Origin of the sequence: Frigoribacterium sp. VKM Ac-2859, assembly GCF_013204925.1 — a bacterium.
Classification (GTDB): Bacteria; Actinomycetota; Actinomycetes; order Actinomycetales; family Microbacteriaceae; genus Frigoribacterium.
The window spans coordinates 994,339-1,016,530 of record NZ_JABMLC010000001.1; the positions used below are offsets into that span (position 1 = coordinate 994,339).

The window sequence follows — 22,192 nt, forward strand, 5'->3', positions numbered from 1 at the left end:
AAAGAACCGTGACCACACCCTCCCCCGCCCCCGCCAGCACCGTCGTCGACGGCGTCCACTACCACCAGCACGACATCGTCATCGTCGGGGCCGGGGGTGCGGGCATGAGGGCGGCCATCGAGGCCGGCCCGAACGCCAGCACCGCGGTGATCTCGAAGCTGTACCCGACCCGTTCGCACACCGGTGCGGCCCAGGGCGGCATGGCCGCGGCCCTCGCCAACGTCGAGGACGACAACTGGGAGTGGCACACGTTCGACACCGTCAAGGGCGGCGACTACCTCGTCGACCAGGACGCCGCCGAGATCCTCGCCAAGGAGGCGATCGACGCCGTCCTCGACCTCGAGAACATGGGGCTGCCGTTCAACCGCACCCCCGAGGGCAAGATCGACCAGCGTCGCTTCGGCGGCCACACGGCCGAGCACGGCAAGAACCCCGTCCGGCGAGCCTGCTACGCGGCCGACCGCACGGGTCACATGATCCTCCAGACGCTCTACCAGAACTGCGTCAAGCACGGCATCAACTTCTTCAACGAGTTCTACGTCCTCGACCTCATCATGGGAGAGATCAACGGAGAAGAGCGCCCGGCCGGCGTGATCGCCTACGAGCTCTCGACCGGCGACCTGCACGTGTTCCAGGGCAAGGCCGTCATCTTCGCCACCGGCGGCTTCGGCAAGATCTACAAGACGACGTCCAACGCGCACACCCTGACCGGCGACGGCGTGGGCATCATCTGGCGCAAGGGTCTGCCGCTCGAGGACATGGAGTTCTTCCAGTTCCACCCGACCGGCCTCGCCGGGCTCGGCATCCTGCTGAGCGAGGCCGCCCGCGGTGAGGGCGCGATCCTGCGCAACAGCGAGGGCGAGCGCTTCATGGAGCGCTACGCCCCCACCATCAAGGACCTGGCGCCCCGCGACATCGTCGCGCGCTGCATGGCGACCGAGATCCGCGAGGGCCGTGGGGCCGGACCGCACAAGGACTACGTCTACCTCGACATCACGCACCTCGACCCGGCCGTGATCGACGCCAAGCTGCCGGACATCACGGAGTTCGCCCGCACCTACCTCGGCGTCGAGCCGTACACCGAGCCCGTCCCCGTGCTGCCGACCGCCCACTACGCCATGGGTGGCATCCCGACGAACGTCAAGGCCGAGGTGCTCCGCGACAACACGACGGTCGTGCCGGGCCTCTACGCCGCCGGCGAGTGCGCCTGCGTCAGCGTGCACGGCTCCAACCGCCTCGGCACGAACTCGCTGCTCGACATCAACGTCTTCGGCAAGCGCGCCGGCAACAACGCCGTCGAGTACGTGAAGGACGCACCCTTCGTGCCGCTGCCCGACGATCCGGCCGGCTTCGTGCGCGGTCTCGTCGAGGACGTCCGCAACGCCACGGGCACCGAGCGCATCGCGACGCTGCGCAAGGAGCTGCAGGACAGCATGGACCGCAACGCCCAGGTGTTCCGTACCGAAGAGACCCTCGACGAGGTCACCCACGTGATCGCCGACCTCCGCGACCGGTTCAAGAACATCTCGGTGCAGGACAAGGGCAAGCGCTTCAACACCGATCTGCTCGAGGCCATCGAGCTGGGCTTCCTGCTCGACCTCGCCGAGGTCGTCGTCTACTCGGCTCGTTCGCGTCAAGAGAGCCGCGGGGGGCACTTCCGCGAGGACTACCCCACGCGCGACGACGAGAACTGGCTCGTCCACACGATGGCGTACCTGACGGGCGACGCCCACTCGTCCCTGGCCGGCGACCACATCCGCCTCGACACCAAACCCGTCGTGATCACGAACTACCAGCCGATGGAACGGAAGTACTGACATGAGCACCGCTGTCCTCGAGAACAAGCCCCAGGGCGCCGACGCCGTCCCCACGTTCACGGCCACCCTGATCATCCGTCGGTTCGACCCCGAGGTCGACGACGAGCCCCGCTGGCAGGACTTCGACGTCCAGGTGCTGCCGACGGACCGGGTGCTCGACGCCCTGCACCAGATCAAGTGGGAGCAGGACGGTTCGCTGACCTTCCGTCGTTCGTGTGCCCACGGCGTCTGCGGCTCCGACGCGATGCGCATCAACGGTCGCAACCGGTTGGCCTGCAAGACGCTGATCAAGGACCTCGACATCTCACAGCCGATCTACGTCGAAGCGATCAAGGGCCTTCCCCTCGAGAAGGACCTCGTCGTCGACATGGAGCCCTTCTTCCAGTCGTACCGCGAGATCCAGCCGTTCCTCATGGCCTCGTCCAAGCCCGAGAAGGAGCGCCTGCAGAGCGCCACCCAGCGCGAGCGCTTCGACGACACGACCAAGTGCATCCTCTGTGCCGCCTGCACGTCGAGCTGCCCGGTGTTCTGGACCGACGGCCAGTACTTCGGTCCGGCCGCCATCGTCAACGCGCACCGCTTCATCTTCGACTCGCGCGACGAGGGTGCGCAGGTGCGCCTCGACATCCTGAACGACAAAGAAGGCGTGTGGCGCTGCCGCACCACCTTCAACTGCACCGAGGCCTGCCCGCGCGGCATCCAGGTGACGCAGGCCATCGCCGAGGTCAAGCAGGCCGTGTTGCGCGGACGGGCCTGACACCGAGCCACCTCCACGAGAGAGGGCCCGACCACCATGTGGTCGGGCCCTCTCTCGTACGACGGGTCGCGGCGGCGCATGGACGCACGTCGACGACCTGGTCAGTCGTCCTCGACGATGCAGGCGGCCTCGAGGCCGAGGGCGAGTCGTAGCGCGACCGACACCCCGGTCTCGCCTTCGTCGCCCATCGGGGCGACGGCGTCGATCCAGAACACCGGGAGGGGCACCGAGGGCGGGTCGGGCAGCAGACGGTGGACCTCGTCCGCCTCGGTCAGTTCGGCCGCCTGGTAGACGGTGAGCAGCGGAACCCCACCCGCCCCGAACACCTGGAGGGCGTCGCCGCCGTCGATCTCGCGCACGCCGAGCGAACCGTCGACCGCGTGGGCCGCCGTCGCGAGGTCGAGCTGGTCGTAGACGTGCGGACTCAGGATGGTGATGTCGCGGGGCATCAGCTCTCGTCCTCGGCCGGACGCGGACGCTCGGTTCCGGCCTGGGACTCGATGCCGTCGGCCTGGCCGCCGGACCGGCTGCCCGTCCCGGCATCGGCCTCGGTCATGGCCTCGGCCTCGGCCTCGGCCGTGCTCTCGTGCAGCAGGTCCAGTTCGTGCAGGTCTTCCTCCCACGCCTGGAGCAGAGGGCTGGCGACGAGCTGGGCGAGCCTCTCGGGGCCGACCGCCTCCAGCGTGCGGTGCAGGGCGTTCCAGCCCGACGTGGCCTCGTCACCCAGCGGCACGACGTAGGCGGGCAGGCGCGGTCGGCCGACCACGACGACCGGACGTCCGGCGTCGAGGGCGGAGCGTTCGAGGCCGAGCCGACGCACGGACGGTGCGCCGATCAAGAGGGCGACCGGGTTCGGCGGGGGGTAGGTCACGGCCCGGACGCACCGATCGGACTCGCCCTCGCGGGCGATGACGAGGGCGAAGGTCGGCAGGGACGACTCGGCGATGTGGCCGAGAGCGTCGGTCAGCCGGGCGATGGCGTCGTCGAGCGTCCCCTCGGTCACGTCGACCGTCAACGCCGTGGTTTCCTCGATGCCGTGGTCGGTGACCCGTGCGGTGATCGTCGCCGACAGGTGCGGCCCCTCGACGACGACCCGGACGGTCTCGGGAGCCTGGTGACGGGCGTGTTGGGTGAGGACCCAGCGGTCCCAGCCGTGGCCCAGGGGCTCGGTCGCCCCCCATCGGGTCGGGACGGTGCCCGAGACCGCCGCTCCCAGGGTCTCGACCGCACCTCCCAGGCTCGTGTCGTGGGACGCCCTGTGGAGCACCGTGAGGTCGACGCTGAGCTGGCAGGTGGTGTCGACGGCGTCCTCGATGAGTGGCAGCCACCCGGCGGACGGCACGACGGGCACCGAAGCGTCGAGCTCGGTGGCCGCGGCGTCGACGTCGGCGTACGGCAGGCCCGTGAGGCCGTCCCGGAGACGGTCCTGGTCGTCGTGGACGGCCCAGACGCCCCCGGCGGCGACCAGCGCGGCCCGGAGACCGACGGTGAGGCGCGACCGTTCGCTGGTGACGAGCACGACACGTCGACTCGTCGGGGGTCGACCGAGGAGGTCCGCGAGCGGACGACTGAGTCGGACGACGCGGGCCCTGCTGTCGACCCGGACGGCGCGCGACGAGATCGCGTCGACCAACGGGTGTCGGATTGGGGTGCCCACCCGTCGATTGTGCTCCGTGCCGGAGGGCCGTGACCGGATGCACGGCGGACTCGGACCAGCCCGGCCCGAGAAGGCCCGCGCGGCCTAGGCTGGGTCCCCGTCATCGCCAACGACCCTCGAGAGGCCTGCCATGAACGACGCCCGACGCCTCGACCGACGGCCCTGCCGGCCCGGTCCGCGAGCGATCTCGTGAGACGACGCCCGTACCGCAACGGCGAACGCCCCCTCGACCAGCGGGAACGCCGACGAGCGTTCGCGGCAGCCGTCCGGACGAGGCCGCCCCTCCGACCCACCGCCGACCGGGAGTTCGGTCGGGCCCTCGCGCGCCTCGACGAGCTCGTCGAGAAGGTCCTGCTCTCGGGCGACCACGACCGCTTGCTCGACGAGACGCGGGTGTCGACCTGGCCTCGCGAACTGGACGCCGTGGCCGGGATCGTGGTGGACCGGCTCGATCCGCCGCCGTCGGTCGACCGCGCGGCGGTGTCCGCCGCCGTCGCGGACAACCTGGAGGCGCGCTTCGGCCTGCGTGCGGGAGCATCCCCGACCGAGAGGTCGGTCGTCCTCTGGCAGTCGGTGGCCGGTGCCGACTCGCGGCTCGCCGAGAACGGGTGGGAGCGTGACGTCCTCTCGGACGACCGGGAGGCGCTGGCCGAGTTCTTCGCCTCGGACGGCGATCCGGTGCGGGCACGTCTCACGCGGTCGTCGGGTCGCCTGCACCTCGAACTGCGGGGCACGAACGCACCCGTCGGCGACCGGTCGTCGTCGTACGCGGTGCTGTCGAGATCGAGCGCGCTCGTCCTCGTCGACGATCCTCGCGGCCTCGTCTCGGTGCTCGACGAGAGCACGGCCGGTGCGCTGCGCGACGTGGTCGTGGCCTGGGGCGAACTGGCCGACCACCTCGACGAACGACGCGCTGAGACCGGGGCACGCTGAAGCCGGACGGTCTTGAGGCCGGACCGTTCTGAGGCCCGACCGTCCTGAGGCCGGAACGCCCCGAGGCCCGACGGCCCCGAGGTCGGACGGACGACGAACGACGCCGCCCCCGGGAGGGGCGACGCCGTCCCGACCGTCAGACGGTGACGGCTTCGGCTGCCTGTCGCGCGCCCGCGGCGGTGGTCGCCGCGACGGCGGCGGCCGCGAGCTCGCGAGCCTGGTCGAGGGTGTACCGGGCGAGCTCGAGGCGCACGTCGGCCAACGCGGCCGGCGTCATCGAGAGCGTGGTCGCCCCCAGACCGACGAGCACGACGGCCAGCAGGGGGTCGGCCGCGGCCTCGCCGCAGATGCCGACCGGCTTGCCGGCTGCGGCACCGGCGTCGCCGAGCGACTTGACCAGACGCAGCACGGCGGGGTGCCAGGGGTCTTGATAGGCGGCCACGGAGCCGAGCATGCGGTCGGCCGCCATCGTGTACTGGGTGAGGTCGTTCGTCCCGACGCTGACGAAGTCGGCGCTGGCGAAGATCTGGTCCGCGAGCACCGCGAGCGAGGGGACCTCGGCCATCACGCCGACCGTCTTCAGGCCGAGTTCTCGGCCGAGGGCGACGAAGTACTCGGTCTCTTCGGCGTCGCTGACCATGGGCGCCATGACCCACAGGTCGGCGGTGGTCGCCGCCTGTGCCTGCGCCAAGGCGGTGAGCTGGTCGCGCAGGATGTCTTCTTTGACGCGCAGGGCGCGGAGGCCGCGCAGGCCGAGCGCGGGATTCTCCTCGTGGGCGTCGTTCAGGAAGCTGAGCGGCTTGTCGGCGCCCGCGTCGAGGGCGCGCACGACGACCTTCTTGCCCGGGAAGGCCTCGAGCAGGGCGGTGTAGCTCGCCGTCTGGCTCTCGACGGTGGGCGCGGTGGAATTGCCGAGGAAGAGGAACTCGGTGCGGAACAGTCCGACGCCTTCGGCACCCAGTTCGATGGCCCCGGCCGCCTCGGCCGGCGCGCCGAGGTTCGCGAGCAGCGGGACGGTGTGGCCGTCGGCCAGCGCGCCCTCGGTGAGCGGCGCAGCAGCGGCGGCGGCGCGGTCGGCGATGCGCTTCTCGGCGTCGGCGACCTCGTCGGCGGACGGGTCGACCGTGACGACGCCGGTCGCGGCGTCGGCGACGACGATCGTGCCGTCGGCGAGGTCGAGGGCACCGGTCACCCCGACGATCGCGGGGATCGACTTGGACCGGGCGAGGATGGCCGTGTGCGACGTGGGTCCGCCGTCACGCGTGACCAGTGCGAGCACCTTGTCGAGGTCGAGCAGGGCGGTGTCGGCAGGCGCGAGGTCGGGCGCGACGAGCACGAACGGGGTGTCGCTCTCGGGCACCCCGGGAGCCGGGACGCCTCGCAGCGAGGCGATGACGCGCTGCGCCACGTCGCCGAGGTCCGTCGCGCGTTCGGCCATGTAGCCCCCCATGCCGATCAGGAGGTCCTGGAAGGCGGCGAACGCCTCGTGCACGGCGCGTTCACCGGTGCGACCGTCGTCGATGCGGGCCTTCACGTCGTCGGTGAGGGTGGGGTCCTGGGCCATCAGCGACTGGGCGTCGAGGACGTCCTTCGCCTCGCCGCCGGCCTTCTCGCCGCGGGCCGTGAGGTCGGCGGCGACCGCGGAGAGGGCGGTGAGCACGGCGTCGTACTCGAGAGCCGCGTCGGCGGTGCGGGGGTCGGTGCCCGGCTCGGGCAGCGGATCGGGCATCTTCTTGACGGGGCCGACGGCCACTCCACGTCCGACGCCAACGCCCTGTAGTGCCACGGTGAACCTCTTCGAGTCTCGATGGTGGGGACGTGCGGCAGGACGCCGGGCACGCCCACGGTCGGTCCATCGTAGACGGAACGTCCGGACGTCCGGTCAGCGCCGATCCCGGGCTCGACCGAGGTGGCCGGGCCGCGTCGCCCGGCCACCCCTACCCTGGACGCATGCGCGCGCCGTGGACCCGAGAACCGACGCCCGACCCGGCCGAGGCGATCCGCGCCTCCGCGGCGGGACGCCCGTCCGGACGCGCCCGGCGGGCCGGCTCACGCGTCGTGGGGTCGCGGCCGACCCGGGTGCTGGCGCGGCACGTCACGGCGAAGGGGCCGCTGCTCGCGGCCGGGTTGACCTACCAGGCGCTCTTCGCCCTGTTCGCGGCCCTGTGGGTGGGCTTCTCGGTCGCGGGGTTCGTCGTCTCGGGCGACCAGGTGCTCCGTGACGAGTTGATCGTGTTCATCCGCTCGGCCGTCCCCGGGCTCATCCAGGACGTCGACGGCACGGGCGTCGTCGACCCCGAGTTGCTGCTCGACGCGTCGGTCTTCGGTTGGACCGGTGCGGTCGCCCTGCTCGGCCTGCTGGTGTCGTCCGTCACGCTGCTCGGCAGCATGCGCGACTGCGTGCGCATCGTGTTCCGGGCACCGCAACCGGTCACGCCGCTCGGCCGACTGATCGTGCGCGACCTCGGCCTGGCCCTCGCATTCGGGGCCGCGGTCGTCGTGTCGGCGACGCTGTCGCTGCTCAGCACCACGGCGGTCTCGGGCCTGTTGTCCGGGGTGGGCGTCTCGACCCGGTCGATCGCGGGCGAGGCGACCCTGCGCGTGGTCGGCATCGTGCTCGTGTTCGTCTTCGAGACCGCGGTGCTGGCCGTCCTGTTCCGCGTGTTGGCCGGGCTGCACATCCCCTTCCGTCGACTGCTCGCGGGGGCGATGCTCGGAGCGGCCGGGTTCGTCTCGCTGACCGTGGTCGGCGGCGTCGTGCTCCGCGCCACGGGGTCGAACCCCCTGGTCGCCTCGTTCGCGGCCGTCGTCGGACTGTTGATCGTGATCAACCTGCTGTGCCAGGTCCTGCTGCTCAGCGCCGGCTGGATCGCCGTCGGCATGGACGACCTCGGCGTGCTCGCCGACCCGCATCAGGAGGCGGCCCGCCTCCGCCGCCTCGAGGAGGAACGGCGAGCCCAGGAGGCGCGGGCCCGGTCGCGGGGCGGTCGTCTGGTGGACGGCGCCCGCGGGCTGCTCTCGCGGTCGCTGCGGGCCGTCCGCCGGGGTGACCCGTCCGACGCCCCGGGCACGGGGTCTCCCGACGACCCCGGTGACGGTGCCCGCCGCTAGTCTGGAGCCCATGTCCACGCGCCTCCGTCTCGCCACCGTCAACGTCAACGGCGTCCGTGCCGCCTTCCGCAAGGGCATGGGCGACTGGCTCTCGGCTCGCGACGTGGACGTCCTCACGCTGCAAGAGGTGCGCGCCTCGACCGACGACCTCGAGGGCCTGCTCGGCCCCGAGTGGAACGTCGTGCACGACCCGGCCACCGCCAAGGGGCGGGCCGGTGTGGCCATCGCCAGCCGGGGCAAGGCCCACGTGCACCGCGTCGAGCTCGGCCCCGACGACTTCGACAGCGCCGGGCGGTGGCTCGAGGCCGACTACGAGATCGACGGCACCGTCGTGACGGTCGTCAGCACGTACGTCCACTCGGGCGAGGTCGACACCCCCAAGCAGGACGAGAAGTGGAAGTTCCTCGACGCCATGTCGGCGCGGCTCCCCGAGCTCGCCGCCCACAACGAGCTCTCGGTGGTGACGGGCGACCTCAACGTGGGCCACCGCGAACTCGACATCAAGAACTGGAAGGGCAACGTCAAGCGAGCCGGCTTCCTCCCCCGCGAACGGTCGTACTTCGACCGGTTCCTGGGGCCCGCGGGCGAGCAGGTCGTGACCGTCGACGGCACCGGCGGAGAAGGCCTCGGGTGGGTCGACGTGGGTCGACGCTTCGCCGGCGAGGTCGAGGGGCCCTATTCGTGGTGGTCCTGGCGCGGTCAGGCCTTCGACAACGACGCCGGTTGGCGCATCGACTACCAGCTGGCCACCCCGGCGCTGGCCGAGACCGTCGAGCACTACGTGGTCGACCGGGCGGCCGCCTACGACCAGCGCTGGTCGGACCACGCCCCGGTCGTCGTCGACTACCGGCTCTGACCCGCGTCCCACCCCTTCTCTTCTCGCACCACCCCGACCGAGGACCTCATGACCAAGCCCCGTCTCTTCTCCGGCATGCAGCCGTCCGCCGACTCGCTCCACGTCGGCAACTACATCGGCGCCCTGCAGCAGTGGAAGTCGCTGCAGGCGACGCACGACGCCCTGTTCTGCGTCGTCGACCTGCACGCCATCACCGTCCCCCAAGACCCCGCCGCGTTGCGTGCGCAGATCCGCGGCACCGCCGCCCAGTACATCGCCGCGGGCATCGACCCGGCGGAGTCGACGCTGTTCATCCAGTCGCACGTGCCGGCACACACGCAGTTGGCCTGGGTGCTCAACACCCTGACCGGCTTCGGCGAGGCCAGCCGCATGACGCAGTTCAAGGACAAGGCGGCCAAGCGGGGGTCCGACGCGGCCTCGCTCGGCCTGTTCGCCTACCCGACCCTGATGGCCGCCGACATCCTGCTCTACCAGGCCGAGACGGTTCCCGTCGGAGACGACCAGCGTCAGCACGTCGAGCTCACCCGCGACCTCGCCACCCGGTTCAACTCCCGTTTCGGCGAGACCTTCGTCGTGCCCGAGGCGGTGATCCAGAAAGAATCCGCGCGCATCTACGACCTGCAGTCACCCGAGTCGAAGATGAGCAAGTCGGCGGCCACCGACTCCGGAGTCGTGTGGATGCTCGACGAACCGGGCCGCACCGCCAAGAAGATCAAGTCGGCGGTCACCGACGCCGAGCGCGAGATCCGCTTCGACCGCGGGGCCAAAGCGGGGGTCTCCAACCTGCTCACCATCCTGTCGTCGTTCTCGGGCGCCAGCGTGGCCGACCTCGAGGAGCGCTACGCGGGTCGCGGCTACGGCGACCTCAAGAAGGACGTGGCCGAGGTCGTCGTCGAGACCTTCGCGCCCGTCCGCGCCCGAGCCCTCGAACTCCTCGACGACCCGGCCGAGCTCGACCGCATCCTCGCCGTCAACGCCGATCGGGCGAACGAGATCGCCCAGGCCACGATCGACACCGTGTACGACCGCATCGGCTTCGTCCGCAAGGCCTGATCGTGCTGCCGTTCGTGCTCGCGTCGCCGACCCTCGAGTTACTGGTGCCGAGCGCGGCCGACGTGCCGGCCATCGTCGACGCCTGCCGCGACGAGACCCTGCAGCGTTTCACCACGGTGCCCGTGCCGTACGGACGGTCCGACGCCGAGTTCTTCCTGCGACGCATCGTGGACGACGGGTGGGCGACGGGACGCGAGTTCACCTGGGGGCTGCGCCGCCCGGGTTCGGGTCTGCTCGAGGGCGTGGTCAGCGTTCGGCTCCGGTCGTCCGACGTCGGCTTCTGGACGGCCCCCGCCTCGCGGGGTCAGGGGATGATGACCGAGGCGCTCGGCCTGGTGGCCGACTGGGCGTTCGGCGCCGGAGGGCTCCGAGAACTCTTCTGGGAGGGCTACGTGGGCAACGACGCCTCCGCGGCCGTCGCCCGCCGGACGGGGTTCACCTACCAGGGCGTCGGTCCGGGCCTCCACCCGGACCGTGACGGAGGCCACCCCCTCTGCTGGAAGGCCCGCCTACGACCGGGCGACGCTCGGTCGGCGCGAGCCGGTTGGCCCGACCTGGGGCGCCCCGGGGTCCGTCCCGGCGGCTCGGCGGAATACCCCGTGGCCGACGGCGTTGACTCCCTCACGGATGCCATCGACGGCGTCGCCCGCCCGTCCCCCACCGCGCACGCCCCGGCGCGCGACCGTTCCGTCCCGGAGGCACAGTGAGCATCGATCCGATCGACCACGACGTCCTCGAACGCGCCATGCGCCGGGCCGTCACGCTCGCGCGACGTGGGCCGGCCCGCGGCGTCAACCCCCAGGTCGGTTGCGTCCTCCTGCGTCCCGACGGCAGCGTCGCGGCCGAGGGATGGCACCGGGGCGCCGGCACGCCACACGCCGAGGTCGACGCCCTCTCGCACCTCTCCCCCGGCGAGGCGCGGGGTCTGACCGCCGTCGTCACGCTCGAACCCTGCGACCACGTGGGCCGCACCGGTCCGTGCAGCGTCGCCTTGATCGAGGCGGGCGTCTCCCGCGTCGTCCACGCCGTCGCCGACCCCGGCGCGTCCTCCGGAGGCGGGGCCGAGCGGCTGCGCCGCGCCGGCGTCGAGGTGGTCGACGGCGTGCTCACCGACGAGGCCACCGAGATGGCTCGCCGCTGGTTGGTGACGGCCCGGACGGGCCGACCGTTCGTGACGCTCAAGTGGGCCTCCAGCCTGGACGGTCGCACGGCGGCGTCCGACGGCAGCAGCCGCTGGATCACCGGAACGGCGTCACGGCAGCACGTTCACGAGCAGCGAGCGGCCCACGACGCGATCCTGGTGGGCACGGGCACCGTGTTGGCGGACGACCCCAGCCTGACCGCCCGCGGCGACGGCGGAGAACTGCTCCCCGACCAGCCCCTGCCCGTCGTCGTCGGCACGCGCACCGTGCCGGCCGACGCCGCCCTGCGTCGGCACCCCCGCGACATCGTCGAGACGGGGACGCACGACCTCGAGGCCGTGCTCGACGACCTCGGCGCCCGCGGGGTCCGCAGCGTGTTCGTCGAGGGCGGACCGACCGTGGCCAGCGCGTTCGTCCGGCTCGGGCTCGTCGACGACTACGTCGTGTACCTCGCGCCCACGCTGCTCGGCGGCCCCCGGACGGCCCTCGACGACCTCGGTGTGGACCACATCGACGGGCAACGACGACTGCGCGTCACCGATGCGCACCCCCTCGGCGACGACCTGGTGGTCGTCGCCCGCGACACCCCCAGGAGCCCCGCATGACCACCACGCCCGCCGCATCGTCCCAGGTGTCGTTCGAGGTCGAGACCACGGTCCCCACCCGTCACGGCACGTTCCGCATGAGGGCCTACCGCGACACCCTCACCGGCGCCGACCACGTGGCGATCATCGCGAGCGACCCGGCCGGCCTCCCCCCGGCGGACGGTGCCCTCGTGCGCGTCCACTCGGAGTGCCTCACCGGCGAGGCGTTCGGCTCCCTCAAGTGCGAGTGCGGCCCGCAGCTCGACGCCGCGCTCGACACCATCCGGGACCACGGCGGGGCCGTCGTCTACCTGCGCGGACACGAGGGTCGGGGCATCGGCCTCGTCGACAAGCTCCGGGCCTACCGCCTGCAAGAGGACGGACTCGACACCCTGGACGCCAACCTCGCCCTGGGGCTGCCGGCGGACGCCCGGGACTACGGGGCGGCGGCCGACGTGCTGCGCGACCTCGGGCTCAGCCGCGTCAGGCTGCTGAGCAACAACCCCGAGAAGCGGCGTCAGCTCGGCGAGCACGGCATCGAGGTCACCGAACTGGTGCCCCTCGTCGTCGGCGTCGGTGCCTTCAACGAGGGCTACCTCGACACGAAGCGCGACCGCATGGGCCACGAGTTGCCCGGCCACCTCGGCTCCGACGACTGAGTCCGCGGCGGCCCCCGCTCCCGCGGCCCCGACGTGCGTCCCCACCGGGGTACACGCCGGGGTACGATGGACGATGGCTGTCACGAGCGGCCACCGTCTCACCCGGCCGAGCGATCCGCAGATCCCTGCACCGCGCCTCCGTCCGACCCGTTGCGCCGCACCATGCGCCCGGTCGTCGACGTCCGCCGGGACCTCGACCCCTGCCTCGGAGTGCCCCCGTGTCTGCCCCCACCGTCGACCCGTCGACGTCGTCCGTCCCCGCCACCAACAAGCGCTCGCGCGTCATCGTCGCGAGCCTCATCGGCACCTCGATCGAGTTCTACGACTTCTACGTCTACGCGACCGCCGCGGTGCTCGTCTTCCCGACCATCTTCTTCGCCAACGACGACCCCGCCGTGGCCCGCCTCGCCTCGTTCGCGGTCTTCGGCGTCGCGTTCATCGCCCGGCCCGTCGGGTCGATCGTCTTCGGCCACTTCGGCGACCGCATCGGCCGCAAGGGCACCCTCGTGGCGTCGCTGCTGACGATGGGCATCGCCACGGTGCTGATCGGGTGCATCCCGGCGGGCACCACGCCCGGTTGGGCCGTCGCCGGCCCGGCCTGCCTCGTCGTGCTGCGCTTCTGCCAGGGCCTGGGCCTCGGCGGCGAGTGGAGCGGTGCCGCGTTGCTCGCGACGGAGAACGCCCCGGCGAACCGCCGCGCGATCTACGGCACGTTCCCCCAGCTGGGTGCGCCCATCGGCTTCATCATCGCCAACCTGCTCTTCGTGCTGCTGAACACGACCCTCACCGAGGAGCAGTTCATGGCCTGGGGATGGCGCCTGCCGTTCCTGGCGAGCGCGGTGCTGGTGATCATCGGCCTCTACGTCCGGTTCAAGTTGATCGAGACGCCGGCGTTCCAGAAGGTCGTCGACTCGGGCAACGTCGCGACCCTCCCGCTCGCCCGCGTGTTCCGGTCGAGCTGGCGCCCCCTGCTGCTCGGCACGTTCATCATGCTGGCGACCTACACGCTCTTCTACCTGATGACGACGTTCACGCTGACCTTCGGGACGGCCGACGCCGCGGGCGACCCGGCCGGCCTGGGCATCCCCCGGACGCAGTTCCTCTGGATGCTGATCCTCGGCGTGGTGTTCTTCGGCGTCTTCACCCTCGTGTCGGGGCCCTTGGCCGAGAAGTACGGTCGCCGCGCGATGCTCATCTGCGTGACGGCGGGCATCCTCGTCTTCGGCTTCACGTTCGCCCCGCTGTTCGCCGCGGGGGCCCTCGGCGCGCAGGCGTTGCTCATCATCGGCTTCGTCCTGATGGGGCTGACCTTCGGACCGATGGGGGCCGTGCTGCCCGAGCTGTTCCCCACGAGCGTGCGCTACACCGGTTCGGCGATCAGCTACAACGTCGCGAGCATCCTCGGTGCCGCCGTGGCCCCGTTCATCGCCGTCGCGCTCTGGACGGCCGCGGGCGGCAGCACCTGGCTCGTGGGGCTCTACCTGTCCTCGATGGCGGTGTTGACCCTGATCGCGCTCGTGCTCAGCCGTGAGACCCGCGACGTCGACTACGACACGGCCGGCTGACCGGACGCGACGTGCCCTGCCGCCCGGCCCGCGCCTCCTGAGCGGAGGCGCGGGCCGGTCTCGTGACGCAGGTGGAAGTCACCGGGACGAAGTACGGTCGTAGTCGGCGGAGGCACCGCCCGCGACACCGACCGCCGCACCCCGCGACGCCGGTCACCTGGCACGAGAGGCATCATGAGCTCCGACACACGCGCGCGCACGACGACGTCCGACGGGAAGGAGGCGCGGGTCGACCCACCGGCCGCGCCCCGGTCGCGGTGGGGTCGCCGTCCGCAGCCAGAGGGTCCGCGTGCCACGTTCCGTCAGCTGTTGCCCTACCTGTTCGAGCACAAGAAGGTCATGGCCGTCATCATCGTGCTCAGCGTCCTGGGTGCCGCGGCGTCGCTCGGTCAGCCGTTGCTCGTGCAGCAGGTCATCTCGGCCGTGCAGGAAGGCGTGACGCTCGGTCCCCTCGTCTGGGCCCTGGTCGCGCTGGTCGTCGTGGCCGGGCTGATCAGCGGGTTCCAGCACTACCTGCTGCAGCGCACCGGCGAGGGCGTCGTCCTGTCGAGCCGCCGTCGCCTCGTCGGACGCATGCTCCGGTTGCCCGTCAGCCAGTTCGACACGCGCCGGACGGGCGACCTCGTGTCGCGGGTCGGCTCGGACACCACCCTGCTGCGGGCCGTGCTCACCCAGGGGCTCGTCGAGGCGATCGGTGGCAGCCTCACCTTCGTCGGCGCCCTGGTCGGCATGTTCCTGATCGACCCCGTTCTGCTCGGACTGACCGTGCTCGTCGTCGCCGTCTCGGTCGTCGTCGTCGTGCTGTTGTCCGGACGCATCCGCGTGGCGAGCCGCCAGGCGCAGGAGAAGGTGGGTGACCTGACGGCCGCCGTCGAACGCGCCATCAGCTCGGTCCGCACGATCCGCGCCTCGGGCGCCACCGAACGCGAGATCGTCGCCGTCGAGCGAGACGCCGAGGGCGCCTACCGACGGGGGCTGCAGGTCGCGCGCATCTCGGCCCTGGTCGTGCCGATCTCGTCCGTCGCCCTCCAGGCCTCCTTCCTCGTCGTGCTCGGCGTCGGAGGTTACCGGGTGGCCAGCGGTGCCATCGAGATCGCCTCGCTCATCTCGTTCGTGCTCTTCCTCTTCCTCATGATCATGCCGCTCGGCCAGGCTCTCGGCGCCGTGCTCAGCGTCAACCAGGCCCTGGGAGCGCTCGGACGGATCCAGGAGATCCTCGACCTGCCGAGCGAGACCGACGGCGACGAGCGCCTCGCGGCCGAGGTCGCGACCCGTGAGGCGGGCGCCGGGGGTCTGGAGGCGGACGACGGCATCGCCGTCCGGTTCGACGACGTGCACTTCCGCTACCCCGACTCGCCGGTCCCCGCCGGGCCGGCGACGGGGGGCCCGCAGGTCTCCGGCGACCCGGTCCACGTCTCGGGCGAAGGCCCCGCCGACGACGACCTCACGGTGTTGCGAGGCGTGAGCTTCTCGGTGCCCGTCGGCAAGCGCACGGCACTCGTCGGCCCCTCGGGAGCAGGGAAGAGCACGATCCTGTCGCTCATCGAGCGTTTCTACGACCCGACCTCGGGTGCCGTGCGCGTGGGGGGCGCCGACGTGCGCACCCTCGACCGGCGCGACCTGCGGTCCCGCATCGGCTACGTCGAACAGGACGCCCCGGTCCTCGCCGGCACCATCCGCGACAACCTCACCCTGGGTTCGCCCGAGGCGACGGACGACGACTGCCGTCGGGTCCTCGAGGCCGTGAACCTCACCGCCGTCCTCGAACGCGGCGACCAGGGCCTCGACGCCCAGGTCGGCGAGGACGGGGTGATGCTCTCCGGAGGCGAGCGCCAGCGCCTGGCCATCGCCCGCACGCTGCTCAACGCGCCGCCGATCCTCCTGCTCGACGAGTCGACCTCGAGCCTCGACGGCCTCAACGAGCAGCGCCTCCGCGAAGCGATCGACGCGGTGGCCGAGAACCGTACGCTCATCGTCATCGCCCACCGGCTGTCGACAGTGGTCGACTCCGACCAGATCGTCGTCGTCGAGGCCGGGCGGGTGGTCGGTGTGGGCACCCACTCCGAACTGGTGGGGACGACGCCGCTGTACAAGGACCTGGCGAAGCACCAACTCCTCGTCTGAGGCCGGGCTCCGCGCGCGACGGGGCGCAGCCACGACACCGTGCGACGATGGCCCGATGAGCGATGTCGCCCCCGCGGTCCTGACCCACGTCGAGCGCGGGGTCGGTGTCGTCACCCTCAACCGCCCGGAGAAGATCAACGCGGTGACGCTCGAGATGCTCGGGCTCGTCGAGCAGGCGCTCGACGCCTGGGAGGACGATTCGCGGGTCTCGGCGGTGCTGTTGCGGGGCGCCGGGCCACGGGGGTTCTGTGCCGGGGGCGACATCGCGTGGATCCACGCCGCCGCCACGACGGACCCTCGGCGCAGCGTGGACATGTGGCGGCGCGAGTACCGTGGCACGCTGCGTCTGTCGCGCTGGTCGAAGCCGATCGTGTCGCTGCTCGACGGCATCGCGATGGGTGCCGGCATCGGGCTCGGCGGTCACGTCACGCTCCGCATCGTCACCGAACGCAGCTCGGTGGGCATGCCGGAGACCCGCATCGGGCTGACACCCGACGCGGGCGGGAGTTTCTTGCTGTCGCGAGCCCCGGGCGAGCTCGGCACCCACCTCGCCCTGACGGGCCGCGCGATGACGGCTGCCGATGCCCTGCACACGGGCTTCGCCGACCTGTTCGTCCCGTCCTCCGAGCTGACTCGAGTCCTGCCGGCACTGGCCGAGGGCGGCCCCGACGCCGTGCGGGCGCTGGGCACGACGGCGGGGCCGTCCGAGCTCGCGGATGCCGCCGGGTGGATCGATCGCGCCTATCGCGGCGACGACGCCGGGACGATCGTGTCCCGCCTGCACGAGCTCGCCGAGGAGGGTCTCGCCGACGCCGAAGCCGTGGTCGACGACCTCGTGGCGGCGTCGCCCACGTCGGTGGTCCTGACCCTCGAAGCCCAGAGGCGGGCGGCCCGTCTACCCGACCTCGAGGCCGTGCTGGGGCAGGAACTCGGCATCGTCACCTCGCTCGCCGCATCACCGGATCTCGTCGAGGGCATCCGGGCACGCGTGATCGACAAGGACCGCCGGCCCCGGTGGTCGCCGTCGACCCTCGCCGAGGTCGACGTCGAGGCGACGCTCGCGACGGTCGACTGGTCCACGCGGCTCTGACCGGGGACGAGTCGACCGCCGCCCCGCTCGCCGCGGCCGGCTGCTCACGGTTCGCCGCTTTCCGCTCGCCGCTGGCCGTTCGCCTCTCGCTGTCGGCTCAGAGGCGGACCACGCGTCCCTCCCCCGCGGAACGGCGGGCGGCCTCGATGACCTCGAGTGCCCGGACCGCGTCCCAGGGGTCGACCGGGAGGTCGCCGTCGCCTCGGAGCGCCCGGGCCAGTCGGGAGTAGAACTCGGGATAGCGCCCCGGATCGGTCGACTCGTCGCGACGCGTGCCGCCCGTGACGACGACACCACGACGATCGCCCGCGTCGACCCCGTAGGTGGGATCGACCGGCGGCAGTCCGGACGACAGCTGGGCCTCTTGCGGGTCGAGGCCGTGCACCTCGTACGCGCCGGCCGACCCCAGCACCCGGAACCTCGGCCCGGGGAGGGCTGCGACGTGGCTCATCGTGAGCCGCGACCGTCGACCCCCGTCGTGCTCGAGCGACAGATGCACGTCGTCGTCGGCCGAGCCGGTGGGGCGGCGGGTCGCGATCTCGGCATGGACGGACCGGACCGGCCCCAGGAGGCGCATGACCTGGTCGACGAGGTGCGGGCCCAGGTCGAACAGGATGCCGCCACCATCGGCGGGTGTGGCCCGACGTTTCCAGCCGACGCGGTTCTCGAGCTTCCACGGCTCGAAACGCGACTCGACCGTGTGCACGTCGCCCAGCTCACCCGACCCCGCGAGACGCGTCGCCGTCAGGAAGTCGCCGTCCCACCGCCGGTTCTGGTAGACCGTCAGCGGCCGCCCCAGCGACTCGGCGAGCCCGACGAGCCCGCGGGCGTCGTCGGCCGAGGTCGCCAGCGGCTTGTCGACCACCACGGCGGCCCCGGCTCGCAGGGCACGCACCGCGGTCTCGACGTGGGTGTCGTTCGGGGTGGCAACGACGACCAGGTCGAGTTCACGACGCCAGAGCTCGTCGACGTCGGCGACGACCTCGGCACCGGGATGCGCCGCGACGGCCTGCCCCGCACGGTCGGGGTCGCGCGTGACGACGGCATCGACCTGCCAGGCCGGGTCCGCCGCCAGGAGCGCGCCGTGGAAAACCCGTCCTGCGAGCCCGTAGCCCACGATGCCGACGCGCAGCGGCTCGACGGCGCTCATGCGGCGGCGAACGGGTCGGGGGTGAGCACGTAGACCGTCTCGAGGTACTCGTGGATGCCCTCGGCACCGCCCTCGCGGCCGAGGCCCGACGATTTGACGCCGCCGAACGGGGCCGAGGCGTTCGACACCACGCCGACGTTCAGCCCGAGCATGCCGGTCTGCAGCCGTTCGGCCAGCCGCTGCCCTCTGGCGAGGTCCCGCGTGAAGGCGTAGGCGACGAGCCCGAACTCGGTGTCGTTCGCGAGGCGGACCCCCTCGGCCTCGTTCCGGAACGTCGAGACGGCCAGGACGGGGCCGAAGATCTCGGTCGTCAGGATCTCGCTGCCGGGGGCGACGCCCGACACGACGGTCGGCTCGAAGAACGTGCCCGGACCGTCGACGGGGTGGCCGCCGGTCTCGACCACCGCGCCGTGGGCGACGGCATCGCGGACCAGGCGGTCGGCCTTGTCGACGGCCCGGTCGTCGATCAACGGGCCCACGGAGACCCCGTCGTCGGTCCCCGCGCCCACCCGGAGCCCGCGCACGCGCTCGACCACCCGGGCGGTGAACTCGTCGGCGACCGACTCGTGCACGATGAACCGGTTGGCGGCCGTGCAGGCCTGCCCCACGTTGCGGAACTTCGCCTGCATCGCGCCCTCGACCGCGGCGTCGAGGTCGGCGTCGTCGAAGACCACGAAGGGGGCGTTGCCCCCGAGCTCCATCGAGGTGCGCAACACCTGCTGGGAGGCCTGCGTCAGCAGCGTCGACCCCACCGGCGTCGACCCCGTGAAGCTGAGCTTCCGGAGGCGCGGGTCACGGATCAAGGGCTCGCACACGTCGTTCGCCGACAGGGTCGTCACGACGTTCACCACCCCGTCGGGAACACCCGCCTCGGCGAGCAGGGCGGCGAAGGCGAGCGTCGTGAGCGGCGTCAGCTCAGCCGGCTTGACGACCACCGTGCAGCCGGCGGCGAGGGCGGGCGCGATCTTGCGGGTCGCCATGGCGAGGGGGAAGTTCCACGGGGTGATGAGCAGGCACGGGCCCACCGGGCGGTGCAACACCGTCGTCCGGCCGGTGCCCTCGGGGTTGGTGCCGTAGCGACCCGAGACACGCACGGCCTCTTCCGAGAACCAGCGGAGGAATTCGCCCCCGTAGGTGACCTCGCCGCGCGACTCGTCCAACGGCTTGCCCATCTCGAGCGTCATCAGGAGGGCGAAGTCGTCACGACGCTGCATCAACAGGTCGAAGGCGCGACGCAGCACCTCGCTGCGGTGACGGGGGGACGTGGCCGCCCAGTCCTCTTGCGCGGCGACCGCGGCGTCGAGGGCCCGCAGGCCGTCGGCGGCAGTGGCGTCGGCCACCGCGACCAGGACCTCGCCCGTGGCCGGGTCGACGACGTCGATGGTCTCGCCGGAGGACGACGGGCCCCACGAGCCCCCCACGAAGAGGCCGGTGGGCACGGCCTCGACCACGCGACGACGCTCGGCGGCCGTCACGACCGGGCGGCTCACGCCGGGACCCCGGTCGAGCCGTCGACGACGTCGGACGACGGGACCGTGCGCACGCCGGCCGCGCGCAGCTCGGCCAGGGCGGCCTCGCTCGGAGCCGGGGCCACACCCGCCACGAGGTCGGTCAGCACCGTGACCCCGAGCCCGGCGGTGATGGCGTCGATGGCCGAGGCCCGGACGCAGTGGTCGGTCGCCAGACCGACGACGTCGACCTCGTCGACGCCCGTCGCGGCGAGGACGTCACCGAACGGCCGCCCGTCGTCGACGAGCCCGTCGAACAACGAATAGGCCGGCCGACCGTCGCCCTTGAGCACGTGGACGTCGACGAACGCGATGTCGAGGTCGGGGTGGTAGTCGGCACCGGTCGACCCCTGCACGCAGTGGACCGGCCACGAGTCGACGAAGTCGGGCTGGAGGCTGAAGTGGCCGCCGTTGTCTCCGTCGGCCGCGTGCCAGTCGCGGCTGGCGACGACGAGGTCGTACCGGTCGCGATGGGCGCGGAGGTGGTCGGTGACCGCCTGCGCGACGTGGGCGCCGCCGGTGACCCCGAGCGCGCCTCCTTCGGTGAAGTCGTTCTGGACGTCGATGACGAAGAGTGCTCTGGTCATGCGACCATTCTCGCGCGCCGCACCGACAGCGGCACGCCTCAGCCGTTGGCCAGGTTGTCGCCGCAGTTGTAGACGGCCGTCGTCAGGGTGTCGAGGGCGGCCCGCGCGTCGTCCTGCACGGAGCCGATCGCGTAGAAGGCGAAGGTGAGCTTCGTGCCGTCCGCCGCGTCCACCGTGCCGGCCAGGGTGTAGGCCGTGTCGATCCAGCCGGTCTTGGCGTGCACGGCACCACGGGCCACGGCGTTCGCGCCCGTGAACCGGGAGGCGAGCGTGCCCGTCTTGCCCGACACCGGCAGCGCGTCGTAGACGACGCCGAGGCCGTGCTCGCGGTTGAGGACCTGGATCATCAGACGCGCGACGAAGGTCGAGGGCACGGCGTCGTTCTCGCTCAGGCCGGACCCGTCGATGATCGTGAGCGACGACGTGTCGAGACCGTAGGTCGACGAGAGCACGGACTTGTAGAGGGCGGTGAGCGACGCGGCCGACCCGTCGGCACCGGACGCCTTCGACGAGACGCGTGCGAGCATCTCGGCGAGGGTGTTGTCGGAGGTCGGCAGCAGCTGAGAGATCAGGCGGCTGACCGGCTGGGACGACACCTGGGCGATCACGGTGCCGCTCGTGGCGGCGCCCTGGGTCATGGTGGCGGAGTCGGCGCCGACGACGCCCGCGGCGACGAGCGCGGAGCGGAAGGCGTCGCCGGCACGGGCGACGGGGTCGGTGCTGCGCGGACTCGTCTGGGCCGCGGGGTTCGCCCGGTCGCCGTCGACCATGAGCGCGGTGACCTCGGAGTGGTACCCGATGGTCTGCTCGGTGCGTTTCCAGGACGGGTCCCACTTGTCGGAGGGGTTCCAGAAGGTGGCGTCGAGCGTGATCTGCGTGAGGGGCTGCTCGCCGAGCGACGCCTTCACCTGGGTCGCGAGGTCGGCCACCGTGGGGGCCCCGGCGTACACGCTCGAGCCGGTGGCGCTGAGCGTGGCGTCACCGCCGCCGACCAGGGACACGGCACCCGTCCCGGCGTCGCCGGTCACCCGGGTCGTGAGACGCGCGTCGGGCCCGAGGACCGACAGGGCGACCGCGCTCGTCAGGGTCTTCAACACGCTGCCCGTGCGAGCCGGGGTCGAACCGTTGCGGTCGAAGAGGACCTCGCCCGTGGCGGCGTTGACCACGCTGCCCTCGAACTGGGCGAGACGGGCGTCGGACGCGGCCCCGGTGACCGAGCAGGTCCGGAGGCGCGTGGCACCCGGGATCTCGGCGGGAACCGAACGGGCAGGGTCGACCGAGGGGGTCGGGGTCGGGGTGACCGTGACCGCCGGCTCGGGGCTCGACGCGGCGGCCCGTGCCGTCCCGGCGTCGGGCGCCGTCGCGGCCCCGGCGGCCACGGCGCCGCCGCCGAGCAGCGCGAAGGCGAGGACGCCCGCCGTCACGACGACCCCCCGCGGACGCGAGGAGACCCAACGCCGCACCGAGGCGCCCGCCCCCGTGGCCCGCGCCGCGTCGCCGGAGCCGACGCCGTCGCCCCCCGTGGTCGACTCGGGACGGTCGTGACGTGGCTCACCCTGATCGCTCATCGAGGACATCATACGGAGCCTCGTGCCCACG

The 22,192-nt window shown here is 72.2% G+C and carries 18 protein-coding genes and 1 pseudogene; 12 read left to right on the forward strand and 7 right to left on the reverse strand.

The genetic code is table 11. From position 1 onward, the window contains the following. The first annotated feature begins 8 nt into the window (after positions 1 to 8). Complete coding sequence (gene sdhA, locus HQQ78_RS04600) at positions 9 to 1,817, forward strand: succinate dehydrogenase flavoprotein subunit (RefSeq protein ID WP_173151234.1); 1,809 nt, start codon at positions 9 to 11, stop codon at positions 1,815 to 1,817. A gap of 1 nt (position 1,818) precedes the next feature. Then, complete coding sequence (locus HQQ78_RS04605; protein WP_056046419.1) at positions 1,819 to 2,574, forward strand: succinate dehydrogenase iron-sulfur subunit; 756 nt, start codon at positions 1,819 to 1,821, stop codon at positions 2,572 to 2,574. A 101-nt stretch (positions 2,575 to 2,675) separates the two neighbouring features. On the opposite strand, the gene HQQ78_RS04610 is transcribed toward HQQ78_RS04605, so the two are convergent. After that, complete coding sequence (locus HQQ78_RS04610) at positions 2,676 to 3,023, reverse strand: hypothetical protein (RefSeq protein WP_056046421.1); 348 nt, start codon at positions 3,021 to 3,023, stop codon at positions 2,676 to 2,678. After that, positions 3,023 to 4,231: a DUF6177 family protein gene (locus HQQ78_RS04615; RefSeq protein WP_173151236.1), complete on the reverse strand. Its 1,209-nt coding sequence runs from the start codon at positions 4,229 to 4,231 to the stop codon at positions 3,023 to 3,025. Before HQQ78_RS04615 ends, HQQ78_RS04610 begins: the two co-directional genes overlap by 1 nt. Before the next feature lie 189 nt (positions 4,232 to 4,420). Between HQQ78_RS04615 and HQQ78_RS04620 the strand changes: the two genes are divergently transcribed. Next, a complete protein-coding gene (locus HQQ78_RS04620; RefSeq protein WP_173151238.1) occupies positions 4,421 to 5,164 on the forward strand; it encodes a hypothetical protein in 744 nt (247 codons plus the stop codon). A 136-nt stretch (positions 5,165 to 5,300) separates the two neighbouring features. On the opposite strand, the gene ptsP is transcribed toward HQQ78_RS04620, so the two are convergent. Next, positions 5,301 to 6,950 (reverse strand): phosphoenolpyruvate--protein phosphotransferase, encoded by a 1,650-nt coding sequence (gene ptsP, locus HQQ78_RS04625; protein ID WP_173151240.1) that lies wholly within the window; start codon positions 6,948 to 6,950, stop codon positions 5,301 to 5,303. 164 nt (positions 6,951 to 7,114) lie between these two features. Here ptsP and HQQ78_RS04630 point away from each other — a divergent pair, with 164 nt between their 5' ends. The 9 genes and pseudogenes from HQQ78_RS04630 to HQQ78_RS04670 all read left to right on the forward strand — a co-directional run bounded on the left by HQQ78_RS04630 (position 7,115) and on the right by HQQ78_RS04670 (position 17,348). Then, positions 7,115 to 8,275: a YihY/virulence factor BrkB family protein gene (locus HQQ78_RS04630; protein WP_173151242.1), complete on the forward strand. Its 1,161-nt coding sequence runs from the start codon at positions 7,115 to 7,117 to the stop codon at positions 8,273 to 8,275. Positions 8,276 to 8,285: 10 nt separating this feature from the next. Continuing rightward, a complete protein-coding gene (locus HQQ78_RS04635) occupies positions 8,286 to 9,131 on the forward strand; it encodes an exodeoxyribonuclease III (RefSeq protein WP_056046429.1) in 846 nt (281 codons plus the stop codon). Between the two features lie 48 nt (positions 9,132 to 9,179). Next, positions 9,180 to 10,184, forward strand: coding sequence for a tryptophan--tRNA ligase (gene trpS, locus HQQ78_RS04640; protein WP_173151243.1), 1,005 nt, complete (start codon positions 9,180 to 9,182; stop codon positions 10,182 to 10,184). 2 nt (positions 10,185 to 10,186) lie between these two features. Beyond that, complete coding sequence (locus HQQ78_RS04645; RefSeq protein WP_173151245.1) at positions 10,187 to 10,891, forward strand: GNAT family N-acetyltransferase; 705 nt, start codon at positions 10,187 to 10,189, stop codon at positions 10,889 to 10,891. 38 nt (positions 10,892 to 10,929) lie between these two features. Beyond that, positions 10,930 to 11,931 (forward strand): bifunctional diaminohydroxyphosphoribosylaminopyrimidine deaminase/5-amino-6-(5-phosphoribosylamino)uracil reductase RibD, encoded by a 1,002-nt coding sequence (ribD, locus tag HQQ78_RS04650; RefSeq protein ID WP_159825525.1) that lies wholly within the window; start codon positions 10,930 to 10,932, stop codon positions 11,929 to 11,931. Between the two features lie 17 nt (positions 11,932 to 11,948). Further along, positions 11,949 to 12,569: pseudogene (ribA, locus tag HQQ78_RS04655) on the forward strand (GTP cyclohydrolase II); the annotation flags it as partial. A 218-nt stretch (positions 12,570 to 12,787) separates the two neighbouring features. Next, complete coding sequence (locus HQQ78_RS04660) at positions 12,788 to 14,134, forward strand: MFS transporter (RefSeq protein WP_056046434.1); 1,347 nt, start codon at positions 12,788 to 12,790, stop codon at positions 14,132 to 14,134. Between the two features lie 174 nt (positions 14,135 to 14,308). Next, complete coding sequence (locus tag HQQ78_RS04665; protein WP_123570470.1) at positions 14,309 to 16,258, forward strand: ABC transporter ATP-binding protein; 1,950 nt, start codon at positions 14,309 to 14,311, stop codon at positions 16,256 to 16,258. Positions 16,259 to 16,313: 55 nt separating this feature from the next. Then, positions 16,314 to 17,348 (forward strand): enoyl-CoA hydratase/isomerase family protein, encoded by a 1,035-nt coding sequence (locus HQQ78_RS04670; protein ID WP_173151247.1) that lies wholly within the window; start codon positions 16,314 to 16,316, stop codon positions 17,346 to 17,348. Positions 17,349 to 17,445: 97 nt separating this feature from the next. Here the strand turns inward: HQQ78_RS04670 and HQQ78_RS04675 are convergent, their stop codons facing one another. From HQQ78_RS04675 to dacB, 4 genes are read right to left on the reverse strand one after another with little or no spacing between them, the layout of a single operon-like run. Beyond that, positions 17,446 to 18,498 (reverse strand): Gfo/Idh/MocA family oxidoreductase, encoded by a 1,053-nt coding sequence (locus HQQ78_RS04675; protein WP_173151249.1) that lies wholly within the window; start codon positions 18,496 to 18,498, stop codon positions 17,446 to 17,448. Beyond that, on the reverse strand, positions 18,495 to 19,988 hold the full coding sequence (locus HQQ78_RS04680) for an NAD-dependent succinate-semialdehyde dehydrogenase (protein ID WP_371740354.1): 1,494 nt from the start codon (positions 19,986 to 19,988) through the stop codon (positions 18,495 to 18,497). Before HQQ78_RS04680 ends, HQQ78_RS04675 begins: the two co-directional genes overlap by 4 nt. Continuing rightward, on the reverse strand, positions 19,985 to 20,593 hold the full coding sequence (locus HQQ78_RS04685) for an isochorismatase family protein (RefSeq protein ID WP_173151250.1): 609 nt from the start codon (positions 20,591 to 20,593) through the stop codon (positions 19,985 to 19,987). The genes HQQ78_RS04680 and HQQ78_RS04685 overlap by 4 nt, the downstream gene beginning before the upstream one ends. Before the next feature lie 38 nt (positions 20,594 to 20,631). Next, on the reverse strand, positions 20,632 to 22,161 hold the full coding sequence (dacB, locus tag HQQ78_RS04690; RefSeq protein ID WP_173151252.1) for a D-alanyl-D-alanine carboxypeptidase/D-alanyl-D-alanine-endopeptidase: 1,530 nt from the start codon (positions 22,159 to 22,161) through the stop codon (positions 20,632 to 20,634). Positions 22,162 to 22,192 lie beyond the last annotated feature (31 nt).